General features: G+C 56.7%; 21 protein-coding genes. 11 read left to right on the top strand and 10 right to left on the bottom strand.

The features are described from left to right. Positions 1–19 precede the first annotated feature (19 nt). The 3 genes from psb27 (at position 20) to SIB64_RS06420 (ending at position 2,915) form a co-directional block, all read left to right on the top strand. Positions 20–448, top strand: coding sequence for a photosystem II protein Psb27 (gene psb27 / locus SIB64_RS06430; RefSeq protein ID WP_413442425.1), 429 nt, complete (start codon positions 20–22; stop codon positions 446–448). Positions 449–530: 82 nt separating this feature from the next. Continuing rightward, complete coding sequence (locus SIB64_RS06425; RefSeq protein ID WP_413442424.1) at positions 531–1,850, top strand: adenylosuccinate synthase; 1,320 nt, start codon at positions 531–533, stop codon at positions 1,848–1,850. Positions 1,851–1,901: 51 nt separating this feature from the next. Then, complete coding sequence (locus SIB64_RS06420; protein ID WP_413442423.1) at positions 1,902–2,915, top strand: adenosine kinase; 1,014 nt, start codon at positions 1,902–1,904, stop codon at positions 2,913–2,915. On the opposite strand, the gene cutA is transcribed toward SIB64_RS06420, so the two are convergent. Together cutA and SIB64_RS06410 are read right to left on the bottom strand one after the other, a co-directional pair. After that, positions 2,851–3,231 carry a divalent-cation tolerance protein CutA gene (cutA, locus tag SIB64_RS06415; protein WP_413442422.1) on the bottom strand — a complete coding sequence of 127 codons (381 nt, stop codon included), beginning with the start codon at positions 3,229–3,231 and terminating at the stop codon, positions 2,851–2,853. The two genes, SIB64_RS06420 and cutA, sit on opposite strands and share 65 nt — an antisense overlap. Beyond that, complete coding sequence (locus tag SIB64_RS06410) at positions 3,167–4,015, bottom strand: precorrin-6A/cobalt-precorrin-6A reductase (protein ID WP_413442421.1); 849 nt, start codon at positions 4,013–4,015, stop codon at positions 3,167–3,169. The genes cutA and SIB64_RS06410 overlap by 65 nt, the downstream gene beginning before the upstream one ends. A gap of 29 nt (positions 4,016–4,044) precedes the next feature. Here SIB64_RS06410 and SIB64_RS06405 point away from each other — a divergent pair, with 29 nt between their 5' ends. Continuing rightward, positions 4,045–4,494, top strand: coding sequence for a single-stranded DNA-binding protein (locus SIB64_RS06405; protein ID WP_413442420.1), 450 nt, complete (start codon positions 4,045–4,047; stop codon positions 4,492–4,494). A gap of 2 nt (positions 4,495–4,496) precedes the next feature. On the opposite strand, the gene SIB64_RS06400 is transcribed toward SIB64_RS06405, so the two are convergent. Next, on the bottom strand, positions 4,497–4,715 hold the full coding sequence (locus tag SIB64_RS06400) for a hypothetical protein (protein ID WP_413442419.1): 219 nt from the start codon (positions 4,713–4,715) through the stop codon (positions 4,497–4,499). 44 nt (positions 4,716–4,759) lie between these two features. On the opposite strand from SIB64_RS06400, the gene SIB64_RS06395 reads away from it, so the two are divergent. Genes SIB64_RS06395 through SIB64_RS06385 form a run of 3 tightly spaced genes read left to right on the top strand, consistent with a single transcriptional unit; the run spans position 4,760 to position 7,234 of the window. After that, complete coding sequence (locus tag SIB64_RS06395; protein WP_413442418.1) at positions 4,760–5,302, top strand: DUF2854 domain-containing protein; 543 nt, start codon at positions 4,760–4,762, stop codon at positions 5,300–5,302. Next, positions 5,295–6,173, top strand: a complete 879-nt coding sequence (argB, locus tag SIB64_RS06390; protein WP_413442417.1) for an acetylglutamate kinase — start codon at positions 5,295–5,297, stop codon at positions 6,171–6,173. Before SIB64_RS06395 ends, argB begins: the two co-directional genes overlap by 8 nt. Before the next feature lie 2 nt (positions 6,174–6,175). Further along, positions 6,176–7,234, top strand: coding sequence for a DUF3153 domain-containing protein (locus tag SIB64_RS06385; RefSeq protein WP_413442416.1), 1,059 nt, complete (start codon positions 6,176–6,178; stop codon positions 7,232–7,234). Here the strand turns inward: SIB64_RS06385 and priA are convergent, their stop codons facing one another. Continuing rightward, a complete protein-coding gene (gene priA, locus SIB64_RS06380; RefSeq protein WP_413442915.1) occupies positions 7,235–9,463 on the bottom strand; it encodes a primosomal protein N' in 2,229 nt (742 codons plus the stop codon). A 373-nt stretch (positions 9,464–9,836) separates the two neighbouring features. Here priA and rpoD point away from each other — a divergent pair, with 373 nt between their 5' ends. Beyond that, positions 9,837–11,300, top strand: a complete 1,464-nt coding sequence (gene rpoD / locus SIB64_RS06375) for an RNA polymerase sigma factor RpoD (RefSeq protein ID WP_413442415.1) — start codon at positions 9,837–9,839, stop codon at positions 11,298–11,300. 415 nt (positions 11,301–11,715) lie between these two features. Here the strand turns inward: rpoD and SIB64_RS06370 are convergent, their stop codons facing one another. Both SIB64_RS06370 and SIB64_RS06365 read right to left on the bottom strand, forming a co-directional pair. Next, positions 11,716–12,933: a hypothetical protein gene (locus SIB64_RS06370; protein ID WP_413442414.1), complete on the bottom strand. Its 1,218-nt coding sequence runs from the start codon at positions 12,931–12,933 to the stop codon at positions 11,716–11,718. A gap of 132 nt (positions 12,934–13,065) precedes the next feature. Continuing rightward, the gene (locus tag SIB64_RS06365) at positions 13,066–13,866 is read right to left on the bottom strand and encodes a hypothetical protein (RefSeq protein WP_413442413.1); all 801 of its coding nucleotides are present in this window, start codon (positions 13,864–13,866) and stop codon (positions 13,066–13,068) included. 152 nt (positions 13,867–14,018) lie between these two features. Between SIB64_RS06365 and SIB64_RS06360 the strand changes: the two genes are divergently transcribed. Next, on the top strand, positions 14,019–14,228 hold the full coding sequence (locus SIB64_RS06360) for a hypothetical protein (protein ID WP_413442412.1): 210 nt from the start codon (positions 14,019–14,021) through the stop codon (positions 14,226–14,228). 380 nt (positions 14,229–14,608) lie between these two features. Here the strand turns inward: SIB64_RS06360 and SIB64_RS06355 are convergent, their stop codons facing one another. Beyond that, complete coding sequence (locus tag SIB64_RS06355; RefSeq protein ID WP_413442411.1) at positions 14,609–15,085, bottom strand: DUF6561 domain-containing protein; 477 nt, start codon at positions 15,083–15,085, stop codon at positions 14,609–14,611. Between the two features lie 257 nt (positions 15,086–15,342). On the opposite strand from SIB64_RS06355, the gene hemC reads away from it, so the two are divergent. After that, positions 15,343–16,296: a hydroxymethylbilane synthase gene (hemC, locus tag SIB64_RS06350; protein ID WP_413442410.1), complete on the top strand. Its 954-nt coding sequence runs from the start codon at positions 15,343–15,345 to the stop codon at positions 16,294–16,296. A 25-nt stretch (positions 16,297–16,321) separates the two neighbouring features. Here hemC and SIB64_RS06345 read toward each other — a convergent pair whose 3' ends face one another. Beyond that, the gene (locus SIB64_RS06345) at positions 16,322–16,825 is read right to left on the bottom strand and encodes a L,D-transpeptidase (protein ID WP_413442409.1); all 504 of its coding nucleotides are present in this window, start codon (positions 16,823–16,825) and stop codon (positions 16,322–16,324) included. A 189-nt stretch (positions 16,826–17,014) separates the two neighbouring features. Here SIB64_RS06345 and SIB64_RS06340 point away from each other — a divergent pair, with 189 nt between their 5' ends. After that, positions 17,015–17,908, top strand: coding sequence for a phytanoyl-CoA dioxygenase family protein (locus tag SIB64_RS06340; RefSeq protein WP_413442408.1), 894 nt, complete (start codon positions 17,015–17,017; stop codon positions 17,906–17,908). A gap of 75 nt (positions 17,909–17,983) precedes the next feature. Here the strand turns inward: SIB64_RS06340 and SIB64_RS06335 are convergent, their stop codons facing one another. Next, on the bottom strand, positions 17,984–18,571 hold the full coding sequence (locus SIB64_RS06335; protein ID WP_413442407.1) for an inorganic diphosphatase: 588 nt from the start codon (positions 18,569–18,571) through the stop codon (positions 17,984–17,986). Between the two features lie 78 nt (positions 18,572–18,649). After that, complete coding sequence (locus SIB64_RS06330; protein WP_413442406.1) at positions 18,650–20,209, bottom strand: carboxypeptidase M32; 1,560 nt, start codon at positions 20,207–20,209, stop codon at positions 18,650–18,652. Between the last annotated feature and the right edge of the window lie 10 nt (positions 20,210–20,219).

The following is a 20,219-nucleotide window of genomic DNA, read 5'->3' as shown; positions in this document are numbered from 1 at the left end:
ATCCAGTACCTCAATGTCCATGCTTACCGCCCTGGCGCGCCTGATCCAGCCTCTGACCAGGGCGGCCCTCGCCCTCGGACTCACGCTCTGCCTGATGCTCACCGCCTGTAGCGGAGAAGCGCAGGCGGGACTCCTCACCGGTGATTACGTCGAAGACACCGTTGCCGTCTCCCGCAATCTGCGCGAGTTAATCGATCAACCCCAGGATGCCGAAGGCCACAAACAGGCCGAACAGGATGCACGGACGCTGATCAACGACTACGTCTCCCGCTACAGGCCCAAGCCGAGGATCAATGGTCTGAGCTCCTTCACCACCATGCAGACAGCCCTGAATTCCCTTGCCGGTCACTACGCCAGCTATGCCAACCGGCCCCTTCCTGAATCCCTCCACGATCGACTGGTCAAGGAACTCACCAAAGCGGAGCGCACCGCCGTTCGTGGCAGCTGAGCCGGTCAAAAATCATTTTTGACGACGGGACACCACATCTGAGATACTCGCGGATTGTGCAGATTCGCGGCTTCGGGCCGCAATGTCCTTGGCCAACGTTGTCGTCATCGGAGCACAGTGGGGTGACGAGGGAAAAGGAAAGATCACCGATCTACTGAGCCGGTCGGCCGACGTCGTCGTTCGTTATCAGGGAGGTGTGAATGCTGGGCACACGATCGTCGTTGACGACCGTGTGCTCAAGCTGCACCTGATTCCCTCTGGAATTCTCTATCCGGAGACGGTCTGTCTGATTGGTGCCGGCACCGTCGTGGATCCCAAAGTGATGCTCGGTGAGCTGGACATGCTCATCGCCAACGACATCGATATTTCAGGCCTGCAGTTGGCATCCACGGCTCATGTGACGATGCCGTACCACCGCCTGCTGGACCAGGCGATGGAGCAACAACGTGGCGAGCGTCGCATTGGTACAACCGGGCGCGGAATCGGCCCGACCTATGCCGATAAATCCCAACGCAGCGGTATTCGTGTGATCGACCTGCTCGATGAACAGCGGCTGAAGGATCGCCTGGAAGGGCCTCTCAAGGAAAAGAACGAGCTCCTGCAGACCATCTACGGCGTCGAGCCCCTGGATGCGGAAGCGGTGATCCAGGAATATCTCGCTTACGGCCAGCGGCTCGCCTCCCACGTAGTGGATTGCACCCGCGCCATTCACAGCGCTGCAGGAGCACGAAAAAACATCTTATTCGAGGGTGCCCAGGGAACCCTGCTGGACCTTGATCACGGCACATACCCCTACGTGACCTCCTCTAATCCGGTATCAGGAGGAGCATGCATTGGTGCTGGCGTCGGCCCGACGCTGATCGACAGGGTGATCGGAGTGGCCAAGGCCTACACCACACGGGTTGGGGAGGGGCCCTTCCCCACCGAACTGAGTGGCAGTCTCAATGACCAACTCACGGAACGGGGCGGAGAATTCGGCACCACCACGGGCCGGCGGCGGCGCTGCGGATGGTTTGACGGGGTGATCGGTCGGTACGCCGTTCAGGTCAATGGTCTCGACTGTCTCGCGGTCACAAAATTGGACGTGCTGGATGAACTCGATGAGATCCAGGTGTGTGTGGCCTATGAGCTGAATGGTGAACGGATCGAGCACTTCCCCAGCAGCTCCGATGATTTCGCACGTTGCAAGCCCATCTTCGAAACGCTTCCTGGCTGGCAGTGCTCAACCGAGGAATGCCGCAAGCTCGAGGATCTTCCCAAGGCAGCCATGGCCTACCTGCGCTTCCTTGCCGATCTGATGGAAGTGCCGATCGCCATCGTCTCTCTGGGGGCGAACCGAGATCAAACAATCGTTGTGGAGGATCCGATTCACGGTCCCAAACGCGCTCTACTGAGCGCCTGATTCAGGGCGCGAGCTCCGGCGTCCATACTGCGGTGCCTCTCCAACTGCTCCATGGCCTCGGACGCCCGCTTCCCTAGCGATCGCACGCTTGACGTAGTGGGCATCGGCAACGCCATTGTTGACGTGCTCGTTCAAACCGATGACGGTTTTCTGGCGCAGCATGGTTTGCAGAAAGGGGGCATGGCGCTGATCGATGAACAGCAGGCTGAAGCCCTCTATGCCGCCGGCGGCCCGGGTCTGGAAACCTCTGGTGGATCAGTGGCCAACACCATGGTGGGGATCGCTCAGCTGGGCGGCCGGGCCGGCTTCATTGGCCGCGTCCGCAACGATCAACTTGGCGCGATCTTCAGCCAAGAGATCAAAACCGTGGGAGCCCGATTCGAGACCCCAGCCGCCACAAGCGGGGCCACCACAGCGCGCTGCCTAATCTACGTCACGCCTGATGCGGAGCGCACCATGTGCACCTTTCTCGGTGCATCCACCCAGCTCGAGCCTGATGATCTCGATCTCTCCATGGTGCGGGACGCCAAGGTTCTTTATCTGGAGGGCTATCTCTGGGACAGTCCCGCAGCCAAACGTGCCTTCCTCGCTGCAGCAGAAGCCTGCCGGGACTCTGGCGGCAAGGTGGCTCTCTCCCTATCCGATGGTTTCTGTGTCGACCGCCATCGCGACAGCTTCCTTGAGCTGGTGAACGGCCACGTGGATGTTCTGTTCGCCAATGATGTGGAGATCCAGTCGCTTTATCAGACCGACCAATTCGATGTGGCGCTAAACCAGGTTCGTGGCTGCTGCTCCGTGATCGCCATCACCCGCGGCGCAGAGGGATCGGTTGTGTTGAGCGGTGAGCAACGCTGGGATGTGGGCATCTTCGGGCTCGGCGATCTGGTGGACACCACCGGAGCCGGTGATCTCTACGCCGGGGGGTTTCTGCACGGGTACACCCAGGGTGAACCCCTGAAACGGTGCGGCGAGTTAGGTGCCCTCTGTGCCGGCCAGATCGTCACCCAGCTGGGGGCTCGCTCGCTGGTGCCGCTTCAGGATCTGGCTTCGGCCCATCTGTCCTGAACAGCTCCTGCGCCCAGCTGCCGTAGGCCGGCGAAGCGTCAGCTCGCCACACGAGCCACTCCGGCATTTCGTAACTGTGCAACTCCATCACGGCTCGCTGCAGGCGTTCAAGTTGGTCTGGCGTTGTCTTCAGCAGAAGCTGAACCTCATGCTCGTTCTGCACCGCATCACGCCACACGTACAACGAACGGATCGGAGCCAGGCTTACGCATGCCACAAGACGACGTTCCAGCAAACGACTGGCCAAGAGCTCAGCCTTGGCCTGATCGGCCTCCGTCGTCAGAGCCAACATCAGTGGTGTAGGGCAGTCCGTCATCGCTCAGCCGTTCGAGAAGTGCTCGTTGACCCACCACAGTGTCCATGTCCGGTAAATCAGACGGCCGCCGCACGAGCCAGAGACGCAACCCCCGATCGAGGCAGATATCGCGCCAGAGGCGTTCGGTCATACCACCGGACTGACGGCAGACCACATCGGTGATGGACCAGCGGCAACACAGGGCCCGTTCAATCGCGCCTGGTGGATCGCCCTGCAAAGGACGCAGCACGGCGAGCTGATCGGACGGCAGTCCCACTGCAAGGGCCGCTCTCAGCCCCTCAACACTGGGCAGCACCCTGGCAAAGGCGATGGCACCGGCTTTTTGAGCTGCACCGACGGCCAGCGCGAGATGGCGCGCGCCGATGGCAAGCAGAACACGACGGCCTTCAAGTCGCCGATCCTCCAGGTCAGACAGGTTGTTCAAGACCGCGAAAACGCTCCCCACCCCAGCCGATCGGTCCAGCCGCAATAACGGCTGCTGCCGCAGGCTGCAGACCTGCTGGAGCTCAGCGGTGATCTGGGTCGCAAACGGATGGGTGGCGTCGAGCACCCAAGTAAACGGCCCCTCTTGCTCAAGAACCGACGCGATGCCGGCCGGCCCGGCCAACGCTCCAATGCTCAGCTGCTGAACACCCAGGCCGCTGTAGGCCTCCGCTGCCTTGGAGGTCACAACGCTGATGCGAACCCACCAGCCCTGATCCAGCAACGCCTGCGCCAGCGACGGACCCTCGCCTGTGCCAGCCAGAAGCCAAATCCGACGCTGGTCATCACCGCTTCCTTGCATCAGGATGTCGCCAACTTCCAGATAGGGACATGAACCACTGCGTGCTCGAGGTGGAAGTGGTTGAGGCCCCAACCCTTCGATACACCCAGGACAACCAGACTCCAATCGCTGAAATGACCGTCCGATTTGACGGCCTGCGCGCCGAAGACCCCCCGGGAGAGCTGAAGGTGGTCGGCTGGGGAAACCTCGCCCAGGACCTGCAGAACAGGGTTCAAGTGGGTCAGCGGCTTGTGGTTGAAGGTCGTCTGAGGATGAACACCGTTCCCAGACAAGACGGGATGAAAGAGAAACGGGCGGAGTTCACCCTCTCCCGTCTGCACCCTGTCGGCGCAGCGGCCAGCCCCAGCGCTCCTGCAGCCCAGCCACCGGCGGGCAAGACCACAGCAGCCAAGCCGGCGGCCCCTGTGAAGGCCGAACCGGAACCTGCCAGCTGGAACTCCGCTCCTCTGGTTCCAGACACCGATGAGATCCCCTTCTGATTTCACCCGTCCTCTGAATCTTCCTGGAGCTCGCTCGCACGGGTGAGCAACTGACCCAGCTCCCGCTCGAGCGCAGCGAGGTCTAGGCGTAGGTCGGGCCAACGACCGCAATCGATCTGCTGAAGCAGCCAGGTTCGGTCCTGATCCAGTTGCTGCAGAAGCTGCTGGAAATTCGCCGACTGAGGCTCGGACAAGGCGGTGAGGGCGATGTGCAGACCCATCCTGATGGGTTGGACGTCACAATGACGTCCAACCGACCGCGTGCATGAACGACCTTTTCTCCCCAGGCAGCCTGGTTACGGTTGGCGGTGGCGCCCTGACCGTGGTTGGGGCCGTTGCCTATGCCACCGGAAGCGCCAATCTCAGTCTTCCAACCATCTTCTACGGCATCCCAATTCTTTTGGGTGGTCTGGCTCTGAAATCGTCTGAACTCCCCCCCGCCAAACGCGTTACCCCGAAGAACGCTCTCCGCGAGGCGAGGCAGCAGGCACCGGCGGAATTGGACAAGCTGCTGGGGGACGTCACCCGTTGGCGCTACGGCCAAAAAGCTCATCTGGAATCATCGCTGGAAGCCCTCAAGCTTTGGGATGAGGACAATCCACCGCAGCTGCTTGAAGTGGAGGAACTCAATCCAAACGGGAGCTATGGGTTGAGGCTCCGTTTCCAGCTGAACGCGGTTCCCCTGGATCGCTGGGAAGAAAAACAAGAACGACTGGGCCGCTTTTTCGCCAAAGGGTTGCAGGCCCAGTTGACCAGCCTGGAGGATGACCAACTGGATCTAATCCTGCTGCCCGCTGCCGATGGCTGACCCGATACAGACCGGCGATGACGCGTTGCGTGTCTCGGTACTCAGCGAAGCGCTGCCCTACATCCAGCGCTTTTCTGGCCGTCGGATCGTGATCAAGTACGGCGGCGCGGCCATGGCCCATGCCGAGCTGCGGGAAGCGGTGTTCCGCGATCTCGCTCTGTTGGCCTGCGTTGGCGTCCAGCCTGTGATCGTTCATGGTGGCGGTCCGGAAATCAACCAGTGGCTGAAACGGCTTGAGATTCCGGCGGAATTCCGGGATGGGCTACGGGTGACCGATGCCGACACCATGGATGTGGTCGAAATGGTGCTGGTTGGCCGCGTCAACAAGCAGATCGTGAATGGTCTAAATCAGCTGGGGGCTCGGGCGGTTGGTCTGAGCGGAAGCGACGGCAGCCTGGTTGAAGCGCGTCCATGGGGCTCAGGCAGCCATGGACTGGTGGGCGATGTCGCCAAAGTGAATCCCGATGTTCTCGGGCCATTGCTGGAACGGGGCTACCTTCCGGTGATCTCCAGCGTTGCAGCGACACCAGACGGGCGGTCCCACAACATCAATGCCGACACCGTGGCCGGTGAACTCGCTGCTGCTTTAGAGGCGGAGAAACTCATCCTCCTCACCGATACTCCTGGAATCCTCATGGACAAGGAGGATTCAGACTCGCTGATCCGCAAACTCCGACTCTCGGAAGCCCGCCAGCTGATCAACAATGGGGTCGTGGCCGGTGGGATGACACCAAAGACCGAATGCTGCATCCGCGCCCTCGCGCAGGGAGTGGCAGCAGCCCACATCGTGGATGGCCGCGTGCCCCATGCACTGCTGTTGGAGGTGTTCACCGATGCCGGCATCGGCACCATGGTGGTGGGTCGCGGTTAAGCGTGGAGGAACTGCAGGGGCAGCTGGATTTAAGTCGTGCTGAAGCCGCATTGGAGCGAGGCGACTACGGGCAGTGCCTTGCTTTGCTTATGCCCCTTGCGGAAACACACCCCCACACCTCATCGGAGGGTGGGCGTGTCCGGCTAATAATGATCACCGCCTGGATGGGGCAAGGGGACGACCAATCAGCGTTAGCCAGCTGCCGCTTGCTTTGCCGGAGCCGAGATCCAGAACTACGCCAACAGGCCAAACAGCTCTTGGCCGTGCTCGAATCGCCAAGCTTGGCTCGGCCGGAACGCTGGTCGATGCGGCTGCCCGAACTTGAAATGACCGCCACCAGTGCCAGTGGCCCCGCCCCGCGCGGACGGCGACGATCTCGAAAACCACCGCCGCCACCACCGCCGCCGACCGGGCCAACCCGGCCTCCGGCGATCGGATTTGCACTCTTCGCCGCCGCCGTTCTGCTCGGGATCACCCTGCTGTTGAGCGGCTGCGTCCGCATCAATGCAGATCTGGATCTAGCCGGCCCAGGCCACCTGCAGATGCAGTGGGACATCCGCAGTGACAGCGGTCGGCTTCAGCCCTGGCAGGAACGCTTCGAGCAGGAGCTCCACAAGCAACTGCCTGATCTGCTAATCAGCCACCCCGACCCCGGCGCACTGCGGATCAGTAGCCGGGTGATCTCAGCAACGGGCCTGCAGAGCGATTTGGACCGAATGGTGGAACTGGCGGCTAAAACCACCGGACTGGCACTGAATGCACCAATAATCCAGCTGCGGGAACGCAACTGGCTAATCGGGGTGGATCAAGATCTTCGTCTTGCTTTGGATCTCAGCGGTCTGCCAGACATCCCTGGGCTGGAGATCACGCTGAACCTGAATAACAAGCCATCCCCCGCTTTACTGCACAGCGGTGATCACGCGATTCTCGAAGAGCGTGACTGGCACTGGATTCCGCTGGGGCTCGGCAGCCTTGCGGTGTTGCTGCTGCTGTTGCTGAGCCTTGGTCTTCAGAGCAGGCGGCGTCTCCTCGGTTTTGGATTCCCGGAATTGCCGTCGTGATTAAAGGGTGAGCGGATCGGGATCAACGGCGAGAGCAACCCCGCGTGGCAGGTTGGCCCACAAACTCTGGCCTGGCGGCAGTGGTAAGCCTGTGCCAGAGGGACCATGCAACAGCAGCTGCCAGCGACTGCGGCCGGCGACGCGGGCCACGGGAGCGGGAGCGGGGCCAATCACCAACCATCCCTGCTCCTGACAGAGCGGCCGGATCTGTTCGGTGAGAACCGAAGCAGCCGTTGCTGTGGCAGCGGCCGATTCACCGGACAACCGCAACAGGCAAGCGCGACTGAACGGCACCAAAGCCGCCTCACGGCGTAAGGCCATCTCCTCTGCAAGAAAAGCCTCATAACGGCCATCCACCAAATGACGGATCACCGGGTGATCAGGGGAATAGGTCTGAACGAGGACCTGTCCCGGGCGTTCCCCGCGACCGGCCCGGCCAGCCAGCTGCAGCAGCAGCTGCAACGCCTGCTCGGCGGCCCTGAGATCCGGACGATGCAGCAGCCCATCGGCGGCGAGAACTGCAGCCAGCGTGACCCGAGGCAGATCCATCCCTTTCGCGAGCATCTGCGTTCCGATCAGCACATCCGCTTCACCGGATGCAAACCGTGCCAGAAGGCGCCGGTGGCCGTCCCGGCCACCGGTGGAATCCCGATCAAACCGCAGCAGCCGCAGATCCTTGAGTTCCTCGGAAAGCAACTCCATCACGCGCTGAGTGCCCGCACCAAAGGGTTTAAAGGCTGTGGAGCCGCAATGGCTGCAATTTGACCCCATCTCAGCCCTGTGGTCACACCAATGACAGCGCAACCACTGATGCCCGCCCTGGCCACGGTGAACAGTCATCGCCACATCGCAGTGGGGGCACATGACCACCTCACCGCAGCTCCGACAACTCAGAAAAGGGCTGTAACCACGGCGGGGCACGAGGACAACCGCCTGCTCTCCGTGTTCTGGGAGTGCGGCGAGTCGATCCATCAAGGGCCGACTGATCAGCTTGCGATGGCCGGCCTCAAGCTCCTGCCGCATGTCCACGACATGGACCGGTGGCAGGGGCTGCCTGGAAATGCGCTGCCGCAGGCGAGCCAGCGTGAGGAGGCCACCGCTCTCCAGCTGCATCCAACTGTCAAGCGACGGTGTCGCACTGCCGAGCACAAGCTTGCCGCCACAGCGCCGGATCCGATCCATGGCGAGATCTCTGGCGTGGTAGCAGGGCATCGGCGATTCCTGCTTGTAGGAGCTGTCGTGCTCTTCATCGAGCACGATCAGCCCCAGATCGCTCAAGGGAACAAAGACCGCAGAACGGGTTCCCACAACCAAAAGCGGCTGATCATCCGCGGCGAGGCAGCGTCGCCAGACCCGCAGCCGTTCCGCCTCACTGCAACCGCTGTGATATTCCAGAACCCGCTGCCCGAACCGTCGCCTGCATCGGTCCACCAGCTGCGGGATCAGCCCAATTTCCGGCGTCAGCAGGAGCGCGTGGTGCCCCTTGGCGAGCTCAGCCGCCACCAACTGGAGATAAACCTCTGTTTTGCCCGACCCTGTGATCCCCCAGAGCAGCAGTCCATGGCCGGGGCGAATCGCTGCAAAGGCATCCATAGCCTTTTGTTGCTCGGGGGTGAGGGCCTGGGGCTGCTCGAGCTGTTCGGCAAGGGTTGAGGGAGAAGGTTCCAACGCCCTGCGCTGTTCTCTGACAACGAACCCGCGGGCGTCCAGACGCCGCAGCAAATCCGTACTGAACCCTGCTCGCCCGAGATCCCGTTGCCAGGCGCCGTTGGGGTGCTTCTCCTTTAGGTAAGACAACAAGGCCTGTTGACGCTCTGGCAATCCCTCTGCCGGTGCAGAAACCGTGGCAAGACGGATCCACCAGAGCGCGCGTCCGCTCCCTGCAATCGGTTTGCGCGCCTGTCCCAACCAGCCAGCGGGGAGAGCCGCCTTCAGCATCCGATACGCACTGAGATGACAGGTCTGGGCACTCGCCTCAATCCAGAGGCGCCATTCGGAGGGCACGGCAGCCTTCAACACCAGTGCCTCCACTGGCTGAATCAGATCAGCATTGAAAGGCGCGGATGCATCCGCCCAGGCCCCCTCCTGATCCGCGACAACAAGCCCATGCATGGGGCGGCCGCGAAGGCGGACCTTGACCAGGTCACCAGGCTCCAAGCCCATTGCCGCCTCAGAGGAATAAGTAAAGGTGCGGCCTTCACGCCCCGCTTCGAGCCAAACTTCAACCAGCACAGAAACAACCTATGTGGGCTTGCAAAGATCGAAAAACTTCATTAACGTGGACTGGTTGGTCAGATAACTCCAACATCTGCGCTCGCTCCAGAGGAAGACACGCAGTTCGAAGCCAGGAGTTTCTCCTGATCCCTTCGACCGGTCTGAGATCACCCCGGACAGCCCAGAGGCCCGACAAACCGGACAACATCTCGTCAGGATTGATCTCGTTTTTCAAGATTTGCGCTCCATTTGCTTGTGGTGTCACTCCGCCGGATGACGCCTTATTGGTCATTTGAAGCTCTTGAGCTGCTGTCAGCGACGGTGGCCAAGATTCCAGGTTGATCGATTTCTTGAATTGTTCCGCTTTCCGCAGTTTTAAACCTCACCCATGAGCCCAGCAGCTACCAAAACAGCAACACCCGACATTGTTCTGCTGGCCAACGCCGAAGGGGAGACAAAGATGCTCAAGACAAGCGACAGTGCAACACAGACCAAGAAAGCAGCGCCCAAGCGTCGCACCCCGCGAAGCAAAGCCAGCGCGATGGATCTGTCTGCGGCCGCCGATGAGTTGCTAGCCGCAGCTGATCCGAACAAAGCAGCGAAAAACGACGCTGCTGGCAAAGCAAAAGCGACCAAAGCCAAAACAGCGACCAAAAGCAAGTCAAAAACTGCCAGCAAGACCAAAACCAGCACCACCAGCAAGGCAGCGAAGACCAAATCCACCAAAACCAAAGCAGCTTCCGCTACTGCGAAGGTGGCATCAGCCAAGGCGGCCACAGTCAAAGCAGCAGCTGCCAAAGCTGCTCTTGACAATTTGACGCCGGAAGAGAAAGCCAAACGCGCCGCTGCTGAAAAAGAAGCCAAGGCCAAGGCCTTAGCGAGCATCAAGATCGGCCCAAAGGGTGTTTACACAGAAGACTCGATCAGGGTTTATCTGCAAGAAATCGGTCGGATCCGCCTGTTGCGGCCCGATGAAGAGATTGAACTGGCCCGCAAGATCGCGGATTTGCTCTATCTCGAGGAGCTTTCAGCCCAGTTCGAAAGCGACAACGGCCGCGAACCGGACAACAAAGAATGGGCGGCCTTGGTGGAAATGCCGCTGATTCGTTTCCGGCGGCGTCTGATGCTGGGGCGTCGCGCCAAGGAAAAGATGGTGCAGTCCAATCTGCGCCTTGTGGTGTCGATCGCGAAGAAATACATGAATCGCGGCCTCAGTTTCCAGGATCTGATCCAGGAAGGCAGCCTCGGACTGATCCGCGCCGCTGAGAAGTTCGACCACGAGAAAGGCTACAAGTTCTCCACCTATGCCACGTGGTGGATTCGCCAGGCGATCACCAGGGCCATCGCCGACCAGAGCCGCACGATCCGCCTGCCGGTGCACCTCTACGAAACCATTTCCAGGATCAAGAAAACCACCAAGGTTCTCTCCCAGGAATTCGGCCGGAAGCCCACAGAGGAAGAAATCGCCGAATCGATGGAGATGACCATCGAAAAACTCCGGTTCATCGCCAAGAGTGCCCAGCTGCCAATTTCACTGGAAACACCCATCGGCAAGGAGGAAGATTCACGGCTCGGTGATTTCATCGAAGCTGATATTGAGAACCCCGAGCAGGATGTGGCCAAGAATCTGTTGCGCGAGGATCTCGAAGGTGTGCTCGCCACCCTCAGCCCACGCGAGAGGGATGTGCTGCGACTGCGTTATGGATTGGATGATGGCCGGATGAAGACCCTCGAAGAAATTGGCCAGATCTTCGATGTCACCCGGGAGCGCATTCGTCAGATTGAAGCGAAAGCACTTCGCAAATTGCGCCATCCCAATCGCAATGGGGTGCTGAAGGAGTACATCAAATAAGCCGCATAGCCGAAGTCTCCTTTGCAATGTCCAGAAACCCTGTCTTAGACAGGGTTTCTATACCCATGCAGCCTTTAGGGCCCCAAGCAATTTCAGATTCATCGTGAAGTCAAGTCCGTATCTCAAAGTTGGTTGGTGAAGTTATTCACCAACCATAGGGGTTCAGTTTCACCCCAAAAAGGATCAATCCAGTGGCGAGTGGTAAACACATATACAATTACAATCATCTATATTTATATGATCAGAGTCCAAACAAGCTCATCTTCGCTATAGCTATTGCCGAGATTTTAAAGTTAATTGCGACGGCAATTATGATTAACAGCTTATCAGGACGACTTCAGATATCAAGAGACAAGGAATGCATCCGATGAGAGCAGAAACAAGCATCTGTCGTTACTCTCAAAACCCCAATGCTCTAAACTATCTCAAAATTTTCTTTGATCAGATCAGGTCCGCCTTTGAGGATAGCAAATAATCCCCCTTCTCCAACTCCCTTTTCCGCCTTATTTTCATTGAAATAAAGGCCACCCTTACGGCTCTCATAAATAAAACTAAAATCCTTTCGGAGAAATTTTTTGAGCTGTTTTTTGTTCGCAACGATCTTGAATTCTACATCACGTAGCCGCAAGCCAAAATCTGATACGTCGAGCTGGAGATCATCCAACTCAGGATTGAAGTTGGTGATTTTATCGACAAACTTTTTCTTAAAATGCTTGGGTTTGCTGAGATTATGCGTCACAGAGTCAAGAACCGTTTGCACCGAATCGGGTGGATTGAAGACTGGCTTCTTGATTGGTAGGAGTGTCTCTGGATTTGGAATCGCCGGTTTTGAAATGGATGGCGTTGCAAGATCTGGCTTCGAACTTGGCGGTTGCGTTGGTGTCGAAATTAACGGTGAATCGGGATCAGTGGTTGCCGTATCAGGCGTCGAGCCATTGGCGCCAGCGCTAATGGCTCGTGCCAAGCCCGGTTGATCAGCGGATTGCACCTGGTCCACCGTGTTGCTCACACCGCCATAGCCAAGATCAGACATCACAAGCATGCCTGCCATCACAGCCATGCCAATGCTGGCAGGGTTGTTCAGAGACACATTCTCCGGAATATTCACTCCTGTAATCTCATCAAGTTGCAAACCAATATCGGCTAATACAGAAGCAATCACCGAATTACTGACAGGGCCTTTCAACCCAAATTGATAAAGAACCTTGGCATCTTTGAGTGCTTTGGCATGATCAATCATTTCCTGCCAAGCTTGTTTTTGATATTGAACTGGAATGTTCAGATCAAAATAATTGTCAAGAGGATGCCAGTTTGGGAATTTCGGAGTTGCCTTATAAATCACATTATTTTGATCAATCCCTTCGCGGGTCCCTTCAGGGTGTGGATAGGTATGCGCAGCACTCAATCTGCCCACGCGATAGCGAAGGAAATCCTTGAGTTCTCCCTGATACAACGACTGTGAATCGCCGTAGGCGTAATAGGGGTCTCCGTGCTCCAGCACATGATTCACCCCTGCAGCGTCTGTATAAATTAGAAACGCATGCTGGCCAGTCACCCCCATGGACGCCAACTCGTCCATGGCGAACGGCTCCCATGAGACAGCAATTGTATTGCGCTTAAATTGCTTGGTCATCACAGATGACACGCCAACTCACTTCAGTTTAAAAAGGCCCGTTGGAGATGACCATAAAAAGGCAACAAAACCAAAAAGTATAGCTCTTGCTTATGGTTACACATGATCGTTCACCAAGGAGAACCTGTTCGCTCAAGATAATTCAGTCACAATCTTCAAATCTCCAAGAGACAGTCCCTTGCCTTTGAACATGACATAGGGGTTATTGCCAAAGAAACTTTCAGCCTCAGGATCAAATGTCTTATCAATCAGGTAGGTATCTCCATTAAAGGTCAGAATCTCCAGAGACTGAAGCCGATCAGCATCAATAAAAAGCTTATCTTTTGAGGCATTAAAACCTTCAATCTCAACACGGCACATCCCTTCATTATTGCCATCGCCGCCCCAAGAGATAATGTCGCGCCCTGAACCGGGATTAATTTGATAAGGGGCTGGAAAAGTCACTTCATTACCGGTGACCTGATCACCTAACTCAAATAAATCATCACCTGCATATCCCTTGGCTGCCGTCACAAAGTTTTTAGATGAGGCATTTTTCTCATTACTTAAAATCAATTGATCATCACCCTTCAGAGTCTGCTTCAAAAATTCGAAAGGCTTTTGGTCAAGCAAAGACGACAAACCCTTCTTTTTCAATTTGTCGATAGAAAACACATTCTCATAGCCACTTGCCGAACCATCAGCCCCCTCTTTAAAAGAGTTGGCTGATGTTTTGAGAAACTTCAACGAACCCTTGGCTTCTTTTCCTGAAAACGACAAATCACCAACAGCAAGAGAAAATCGACCTTTGTTCAACTGATCTGTTGTCATCAACTTCCATCCCTCGATCCGGTCTGCAAACTTGCCAGGATTCGTCAAACTGCTTCTTAGATCGTTTCGTATTCGCTTCAGCCCGTCAAAAGCCTTTATATTTTGGACGCTAACAATGGCCATCTCAATTTAAATTCTTGGCGAAATGTAACGAACCTCCTCGAATCGTCGAATCAAAATGGACACATCCTCTTCGTGAACACGATGCCTTGACCACGGCCGAGTAGCGACAATGAAAAGATTGGCATTACAACACTTATCAGAGAAAAAGATCAATGGCCGTTGTTTTTGAAAACAAGCATATTCAATCAGCCAGCCAGAAAAACATTGAAATCATTCATTCATCTCATATCAATACCCGTATCTCAATATCTTCAATCAGAGGAAAGCTCTTGCCGCTAATGATCACTTCTCAACATCAAACCCTGGGCTTCAAACCTTCAGCGATCGTTCCTGCCCGATTCACACCGGCGCTGAATCCTTGATCCAAAAGCGTTAACCATGCAAGTTGATCAAGCCAAGCCTTGATCAACTTGACGGCCATTGAGGGCATCCATTCATGACCCTGAACCCACCCAGATTCAGTGGCATTTCATAGTTAAGCCTTCTGACCCCCCTGCTGCCGTTCAACAACAGCCCAAACTCACCCTCATCGAATGGTCATGACGAAAAAAACAACAACCGCGGGCATTCCAAGCAGATGTTCTGATTACTACATAAGTACATGTTCCACTACCCACTCCACCGATGTGCCTCTATAAGAGCGATGAGGGAACTGAGACGCCCTCCTCACACGGAAGAGATTGACCCCGATCTGTTGTCGGGGTTTTTTTTCTGTTTGGAGAGGTTTCCGCCAGCCGATCGATCAGACCTTGTGCTGGTCTGCTTCGAAGCTCTCGGTGAATTCCTGAAATGCCCTTTTCAACCGCTCCACCGGTGTTTCTTCAATCGGACACTCCTGGGCGGTGATCTCGGTATAGGCCTGGAGCAAGCTGGCATCTGGGCTCAAAATTGATCCAAGCGCTGCTTTAAACAGCACCAGACTCTGCTGTTGCGTGAGACCTTCAAGAAAAGGTTCCAACACCCAACGGTCAGGCATGGCTGGATCCAAGTTCTGTGCTCTACACACCCGTTGGGGCCGAATCAATTGGTAAGCGGGATCACCATCTCGATCGGTGGTCTGCCGCAGACGAGCCATCAAAAGCTCGCCACTCGTGAGCAACAACAGACGAATGCTTCCTTCGGCCACCAGCGGCAGAAACGTTTCGTTCTGCTGGGTTGGAATCGCCTGATGCCCGCGGGAATCGGACTGACGGACGCCATTAACAACAGGCCCAGGCATCAGGAACAGACAAGGCCTAGTAATGTTAAGCAATGTTCAAAGTGGGCGAGACGAACGCTTGACCCGCCCAGGCAATCAACTATTGCCACTGAAATTGCCAACTGATCCGCACCCGCAACCAGCACCATCCACCACTCAATCGAGTGCCATTGAAACGACAGGCAACCCTTGAAGCCGTGACGATTCCCAGCAGCCTCAATCACAGAAGGGCCCATCACACCTGACTGCGTAGGCTTGCCTGCTGAGTTGCAAGCCCCATGTCCCTCACCCATCTGCGCATCGCCTCCCGACGCAGTCAGCTGGCCATGGTGCAGACCAACTGGGTGAAGGCCGAACTTGAAAAAGCCCATCCTGGGCTCACGATCAGCGTGGAAGCGATGGCTACCCAGGGCGACAAAATCCTGGATGTTGCTCTCGCCAAAATTGGCGACAAAGGCCTGTTCACCAAAGAGCTGGAAGCGCAGATGCTCGTGGGGCGCGCTGACATTGCTGTTCACTCCCTGAAGGATCTGCCGACCAACCTCCCTGAAGGACTGATGCTCGGCTGCATCAGCGAACGGGAGGATCCAGCCGATGCGTTGGTGGTGAACGCAAAAAATGCTGACTACAAACTCGACACCCTCCCCGAGGGGGCCGTCGTTGGAACCAGCTCACTGCGGCGATTGGCGCAGCTGCGGCATCACTACCCCCATCTGGTGTTCAAGGACGTTCGCGGCAATGTGATCACACGGTTGGAGAAATTGGATTCCGGCGATTACGACTGCTTGATACTTGCCGCAGCAGGGCTGGGACGACTTGGGTTCAGCGATCGCATCCATCAGATCATTCCTGGAGACATCTCCCTGCACGCGGTTGGCCAGGGTGCCCTAGGCATCGAGTGCGTGGAGGGCAACCCCGACGTGCTTGAGGTGATCAATGTTCTGGAACACAACCCAACAGCCCAGCGCTGCCTGGCCGAACGGGCGTTTCTGCGAGAACTGGAAGGTGGATGCCAGGTTCCGATCGGTGTCAACACCCGTTGTGAAGAGGATCAATTGATCCTGACCGGGATGGTTGCCAGCCTGGACGGCAAACGCCTGATCCGTGATCAGGCCAGCGGTTCAGCCTCAGATCCAGAATCGATCGGCACCTCCCTCGCCCACACCCTCAAAGCTCAGGGCGCTGGCGAGATTCTCCAGAAGATCTTCGATGAGGTGCGCCCGGAAGCCTGACGAGCAGACGGGCGATGGGGGCGGATCAACCGCGGATCTCCATGGTGGTCCCCACATCCACAACTTCAAACAACTGCCGCACGTGCGCATTGAGCATGCGCACACAACCCAGACTCACCGCAGCACGAATCTGAACCCAATGGGGCCATGCCGTGCCGTGGATCCCGAACTCTCCGCGACCATTGCGATGAAACGCCATGTAGCGATCACCAATCGGACTCGATGGCCCCTGCATCTCCACACGCTTTCCAGATTTGTGTGAGACATACACCGGGTTCACTTTTTTTGTGAGAATTTCAAACTCACCGACCGGTGTTGGCGTCTTTGGATCACCAATTGCCACCGGCCAAGGACCAAGCTGGCGCCCATCCCGCAAGACACTGATCTGACGCTTTCGCAGATCAAGAACAATTCGAGACGCCGAACCTATCTCTCGCATTGACACTTCGGTGGCGCGACTGGCTGAAGGGAGCGCCAATGCCCCCGCCAGAGACAGCGCCGCCAGCCCCGCACACAATTGTCTATTCATGAGACGCAATAGACTTGCTTGTCTCAAGCTATGCATGGGATTTCGAAAACGGACCCCAAAAGCAGGGCCAATTAGGACATCCTTAAGAGTATTTCCGTCTTACAAGTGAGACAAACGAGATAGCGAGCGTCTTGAAGCTCGCTGGCAGTAGCCTCCTGCTGTGCAATCGGATACGGCGGAGATCAGGGCATGGCGATCGCAGAAGCCGTTCCACAACAGGCCGCCAAGCCCCAACTGCCGGTTTTGCTCAGCGGCAAGGCTCAACGCAGCGAAACAGAATCGATCACATTCGATTTTGCGGAACTCCTCGGTCGTAAACGACGGTTTCTCAAGGCTGCATGGACCCTCAGACGCGAGGGAATCATCCGGATCAAACAGGTTGCCCAACCTGAATCCATTGATGCACTCAATCAAGAGATTGCATCGCTACTGAATGATGTTGATCACTACACAACGTCGGGAATTGACAATATCGCTTATCTCAATCTTCCCGAACGACGCGTTCTGAAGGGCTATAACAATTTCGTTGATGCTGATCGAGCTGTGATCAACCATCGCGTGAAACGACCGGATGGTCGCAGTGGAAGTGATGCCGGGATGATCGACATCTTCCACCCAGAACAATTGTCCAAAAAAATGGACAATCTCACGCGAATCTGCTTACAAGAAAAAGCGATAAGTCGTTTGATTATGCTGTCGTGCCTCACACCCTTGCGCGTAAAATGCAGAAACCTATACCTCAATCGTGGCGTCCGCGACACGCGAAGCTACCACTGCGATGGACGGTCTTTGAAATTTAAGACGTTCGTTTATTTATCGGATGTTCAACATCTTGATATTGGCCCCTATTGCTATGTAAAAAAATCACAGCGGAATCGTCGCAGCTGGAAACAAAGCAAAGCCTTCAACCAACAACATAATATCGGTCCTTACGAGTACAGCCAGCTCGGTGGATATGAAGCCTTACCGGTCTTCGCTAATGCTGGCGATATGGTGATTTCATCCCAGCGTGGTGCCCATCGGGGGCATCCACAACACTCTGACGCGCAACGCACGGTCCTCGTGAACATGTACCAGCGTTGAGGTTCAACTCTTTGTATAAAAAAGGATGAAGCGCAATACGCACTCCACCCTCCCAATCAAATTTCTAAATCAAAATCAGTCGACCAACTTTGGATCAATTTCGCTTAGATAGCGCTTCTCACAACTCTTGATAATTTCAACAGCCTTGTCGGTTCCAAAGAAGCCATTCACGGTACAAGTACCAGGCTTTTTGAGATCTTTGTAGTGCTCCCAGTAGTAGGTGGTTTCCTTTTTCCAGTGATCACCAAGATCCTCAAAGCTCTTGATGTGATCCATCCGCTTGTCATCGGCAAGAACGGCAATCACCTTGTCATCCACTTCGCCGCCGTCATCAAAGGTCATGATCCCGATGATGCGGGCCTCCACAATTGACCCGGGAATCAAGGGCTCCGTCACACTGACGATCTCAATATCGAGAGGGTCACCATCTTCGTCCCAGGTGCGGGGAATACAGCCGTAAGCGAAGGGATAGGCCAGCGAGGAATAACCGACCCGGTCCAGCTTGAGATGACCGGTTTCCGTGATCAGCTCGTACTTGTTGATCGTGTTGGAATTGAGCTCCACGATCGTGTTGAGCCGCAGCTCAGCCTCATCGGCAAAGGCCGGAAGCACATGCAGCAGGTTGGGCATGCTGCGGCTAGGAGCCTGATCAAGGTTGGCCATAGACGGCAGTGGACAGCGCCGGGATCCTACGGGGGCATCGCTCCAAACTCATCGACACCCCGACTGGATGGGTTGACGTCAGAGCGGCGGGCAAACCATTGCATTGTCGCGAGCCGAACATCCAGACAACACGGCAATCTTCGATTCCAAGTAGTCAAGAAATGGTTCGCCGCTGAGGGCTTGTCCACTCACCTGCTTCACCAAACCCTCGGCATTCAAGGCCCGACCAATCGGATGCACCTTCTCGCGAAGCCAGCCCAGCATGGGTGCCACCTCTCCCCGGGACAGGTGATCTTCCGGTGAACCAATCTCAGCTGTCATGGTGGCACTGAGCTGAGCACTGATCAGGTGCCCCAATAAATAAGACGGGAAATAGCCGAACAATCCCTCACTCCAATGGACGTCTTGAAGGCACCCCTCTGCATCATTCGATGGCGTGACCCCGAGCAGTTCCCTGTACCGCTGATTCCATTCATGCGGTAGATCCTCCACCGGCAGTCCCTGCTCCAGCAGAGCAATCTCCAGATCTGTACGGATCAAGATATGCAGCCCATAGGTGAGTTCATCGGCTTCAACCCGATTGAGACCCGGTGCCATGGGATTCATCGCGCGCCAGAGGTCATCAGGTCCCTGCACCGGCGCCCCAGCCTCAGCGAATCGCGACCACCAGCCCACTGAGAAGGCACGGCTCCGTGCCAGCCGGTTTTCCCAGAACAAGGACTGGCTTTCATGCACGGCCATCGAGGTGGCCTGACCCAGCGGCCAGGCGAACCATTGATGGCTCTGATCCGGAAGACCCTGCTCGTAGAGCGAGTGTCCCCATTCATGGGCCGTTGCCAGAAAACAGGACAGCGGTTGTCCGGCCACCACCCGCGTTGTGATCCTGAAGTCCGCAGGGCCAAGGGTGATCGAAAAGGGGTGGGGAGAGCGGGCAACGCAGGTTTTGCCTTGCTGCTGCCCCCACTCCGACAGCAACTGCTGGCAGAGAACCTCTTGCCTCGCCTCAGGGAGATCCCAACCCAGTTCGCGGGTTCGCACACCGGATGTCGCCTGCGCCACGAGCTCGGGCAGACGCTTCCTCAAGGGAGCGAAAAGCGTTTGCAACCGGTCGAGCGTCAAATCCGGCTCGAAGGGTTGCGCCAACGTTTCCCAGCAACTGCGGGACTCATCGAGCTGGCGTACCTGCTCCTGCCGCAGGTCAATCAAGTGCTGCAACGCCCCTGAAAACAGGCTGAAATCCGATGTTGACCGGGCCTGTTGCCAACGGGAATAACCTTCAGATTTGGCCGTGGCCAGGGCAGCGATTAGCTGAGGATCCTGAGCCTGCTGCCGGCGAAGATCGAGCTCCAGCAGATCAAGATTGCGGCAGCGCTCCAACGCCTGCCCGCTGCTGGGATCAGAGGTTTCCTGCTTCCATTCCTGGCGGGCCTCAGCGAGAAGGTCTGCATACAACGCGGAGCTCTGGCGTGCATGGAGTTCCGTTGCCGTCCAAGCCAGCTGCTCGCCCCTCCATGGAGCCCCATCTGAGGGCATCCGTGTGTTCTGGTCCCAGTAGAGCGTGCTCTGAATCGAGCCAAGAAGTTTGGTGCTGCGGAGGTATGCGCCAAGGCGCTGCCAAGCAGTCTCAGCGGCCGCCATCTGTGAACCG

The organism is Synechococcus sp. MIT S1220 (assembly GCF_047303025.1).
Lineage (GTDB): Bacteria > Cyanobacteriota > Cyanobacteriia > PCC-6307 > Cyanobiaceae > Parasynechococcus.
This window is presented reverse-complemented; position numbering and strand designations above follow the sequence as displayed.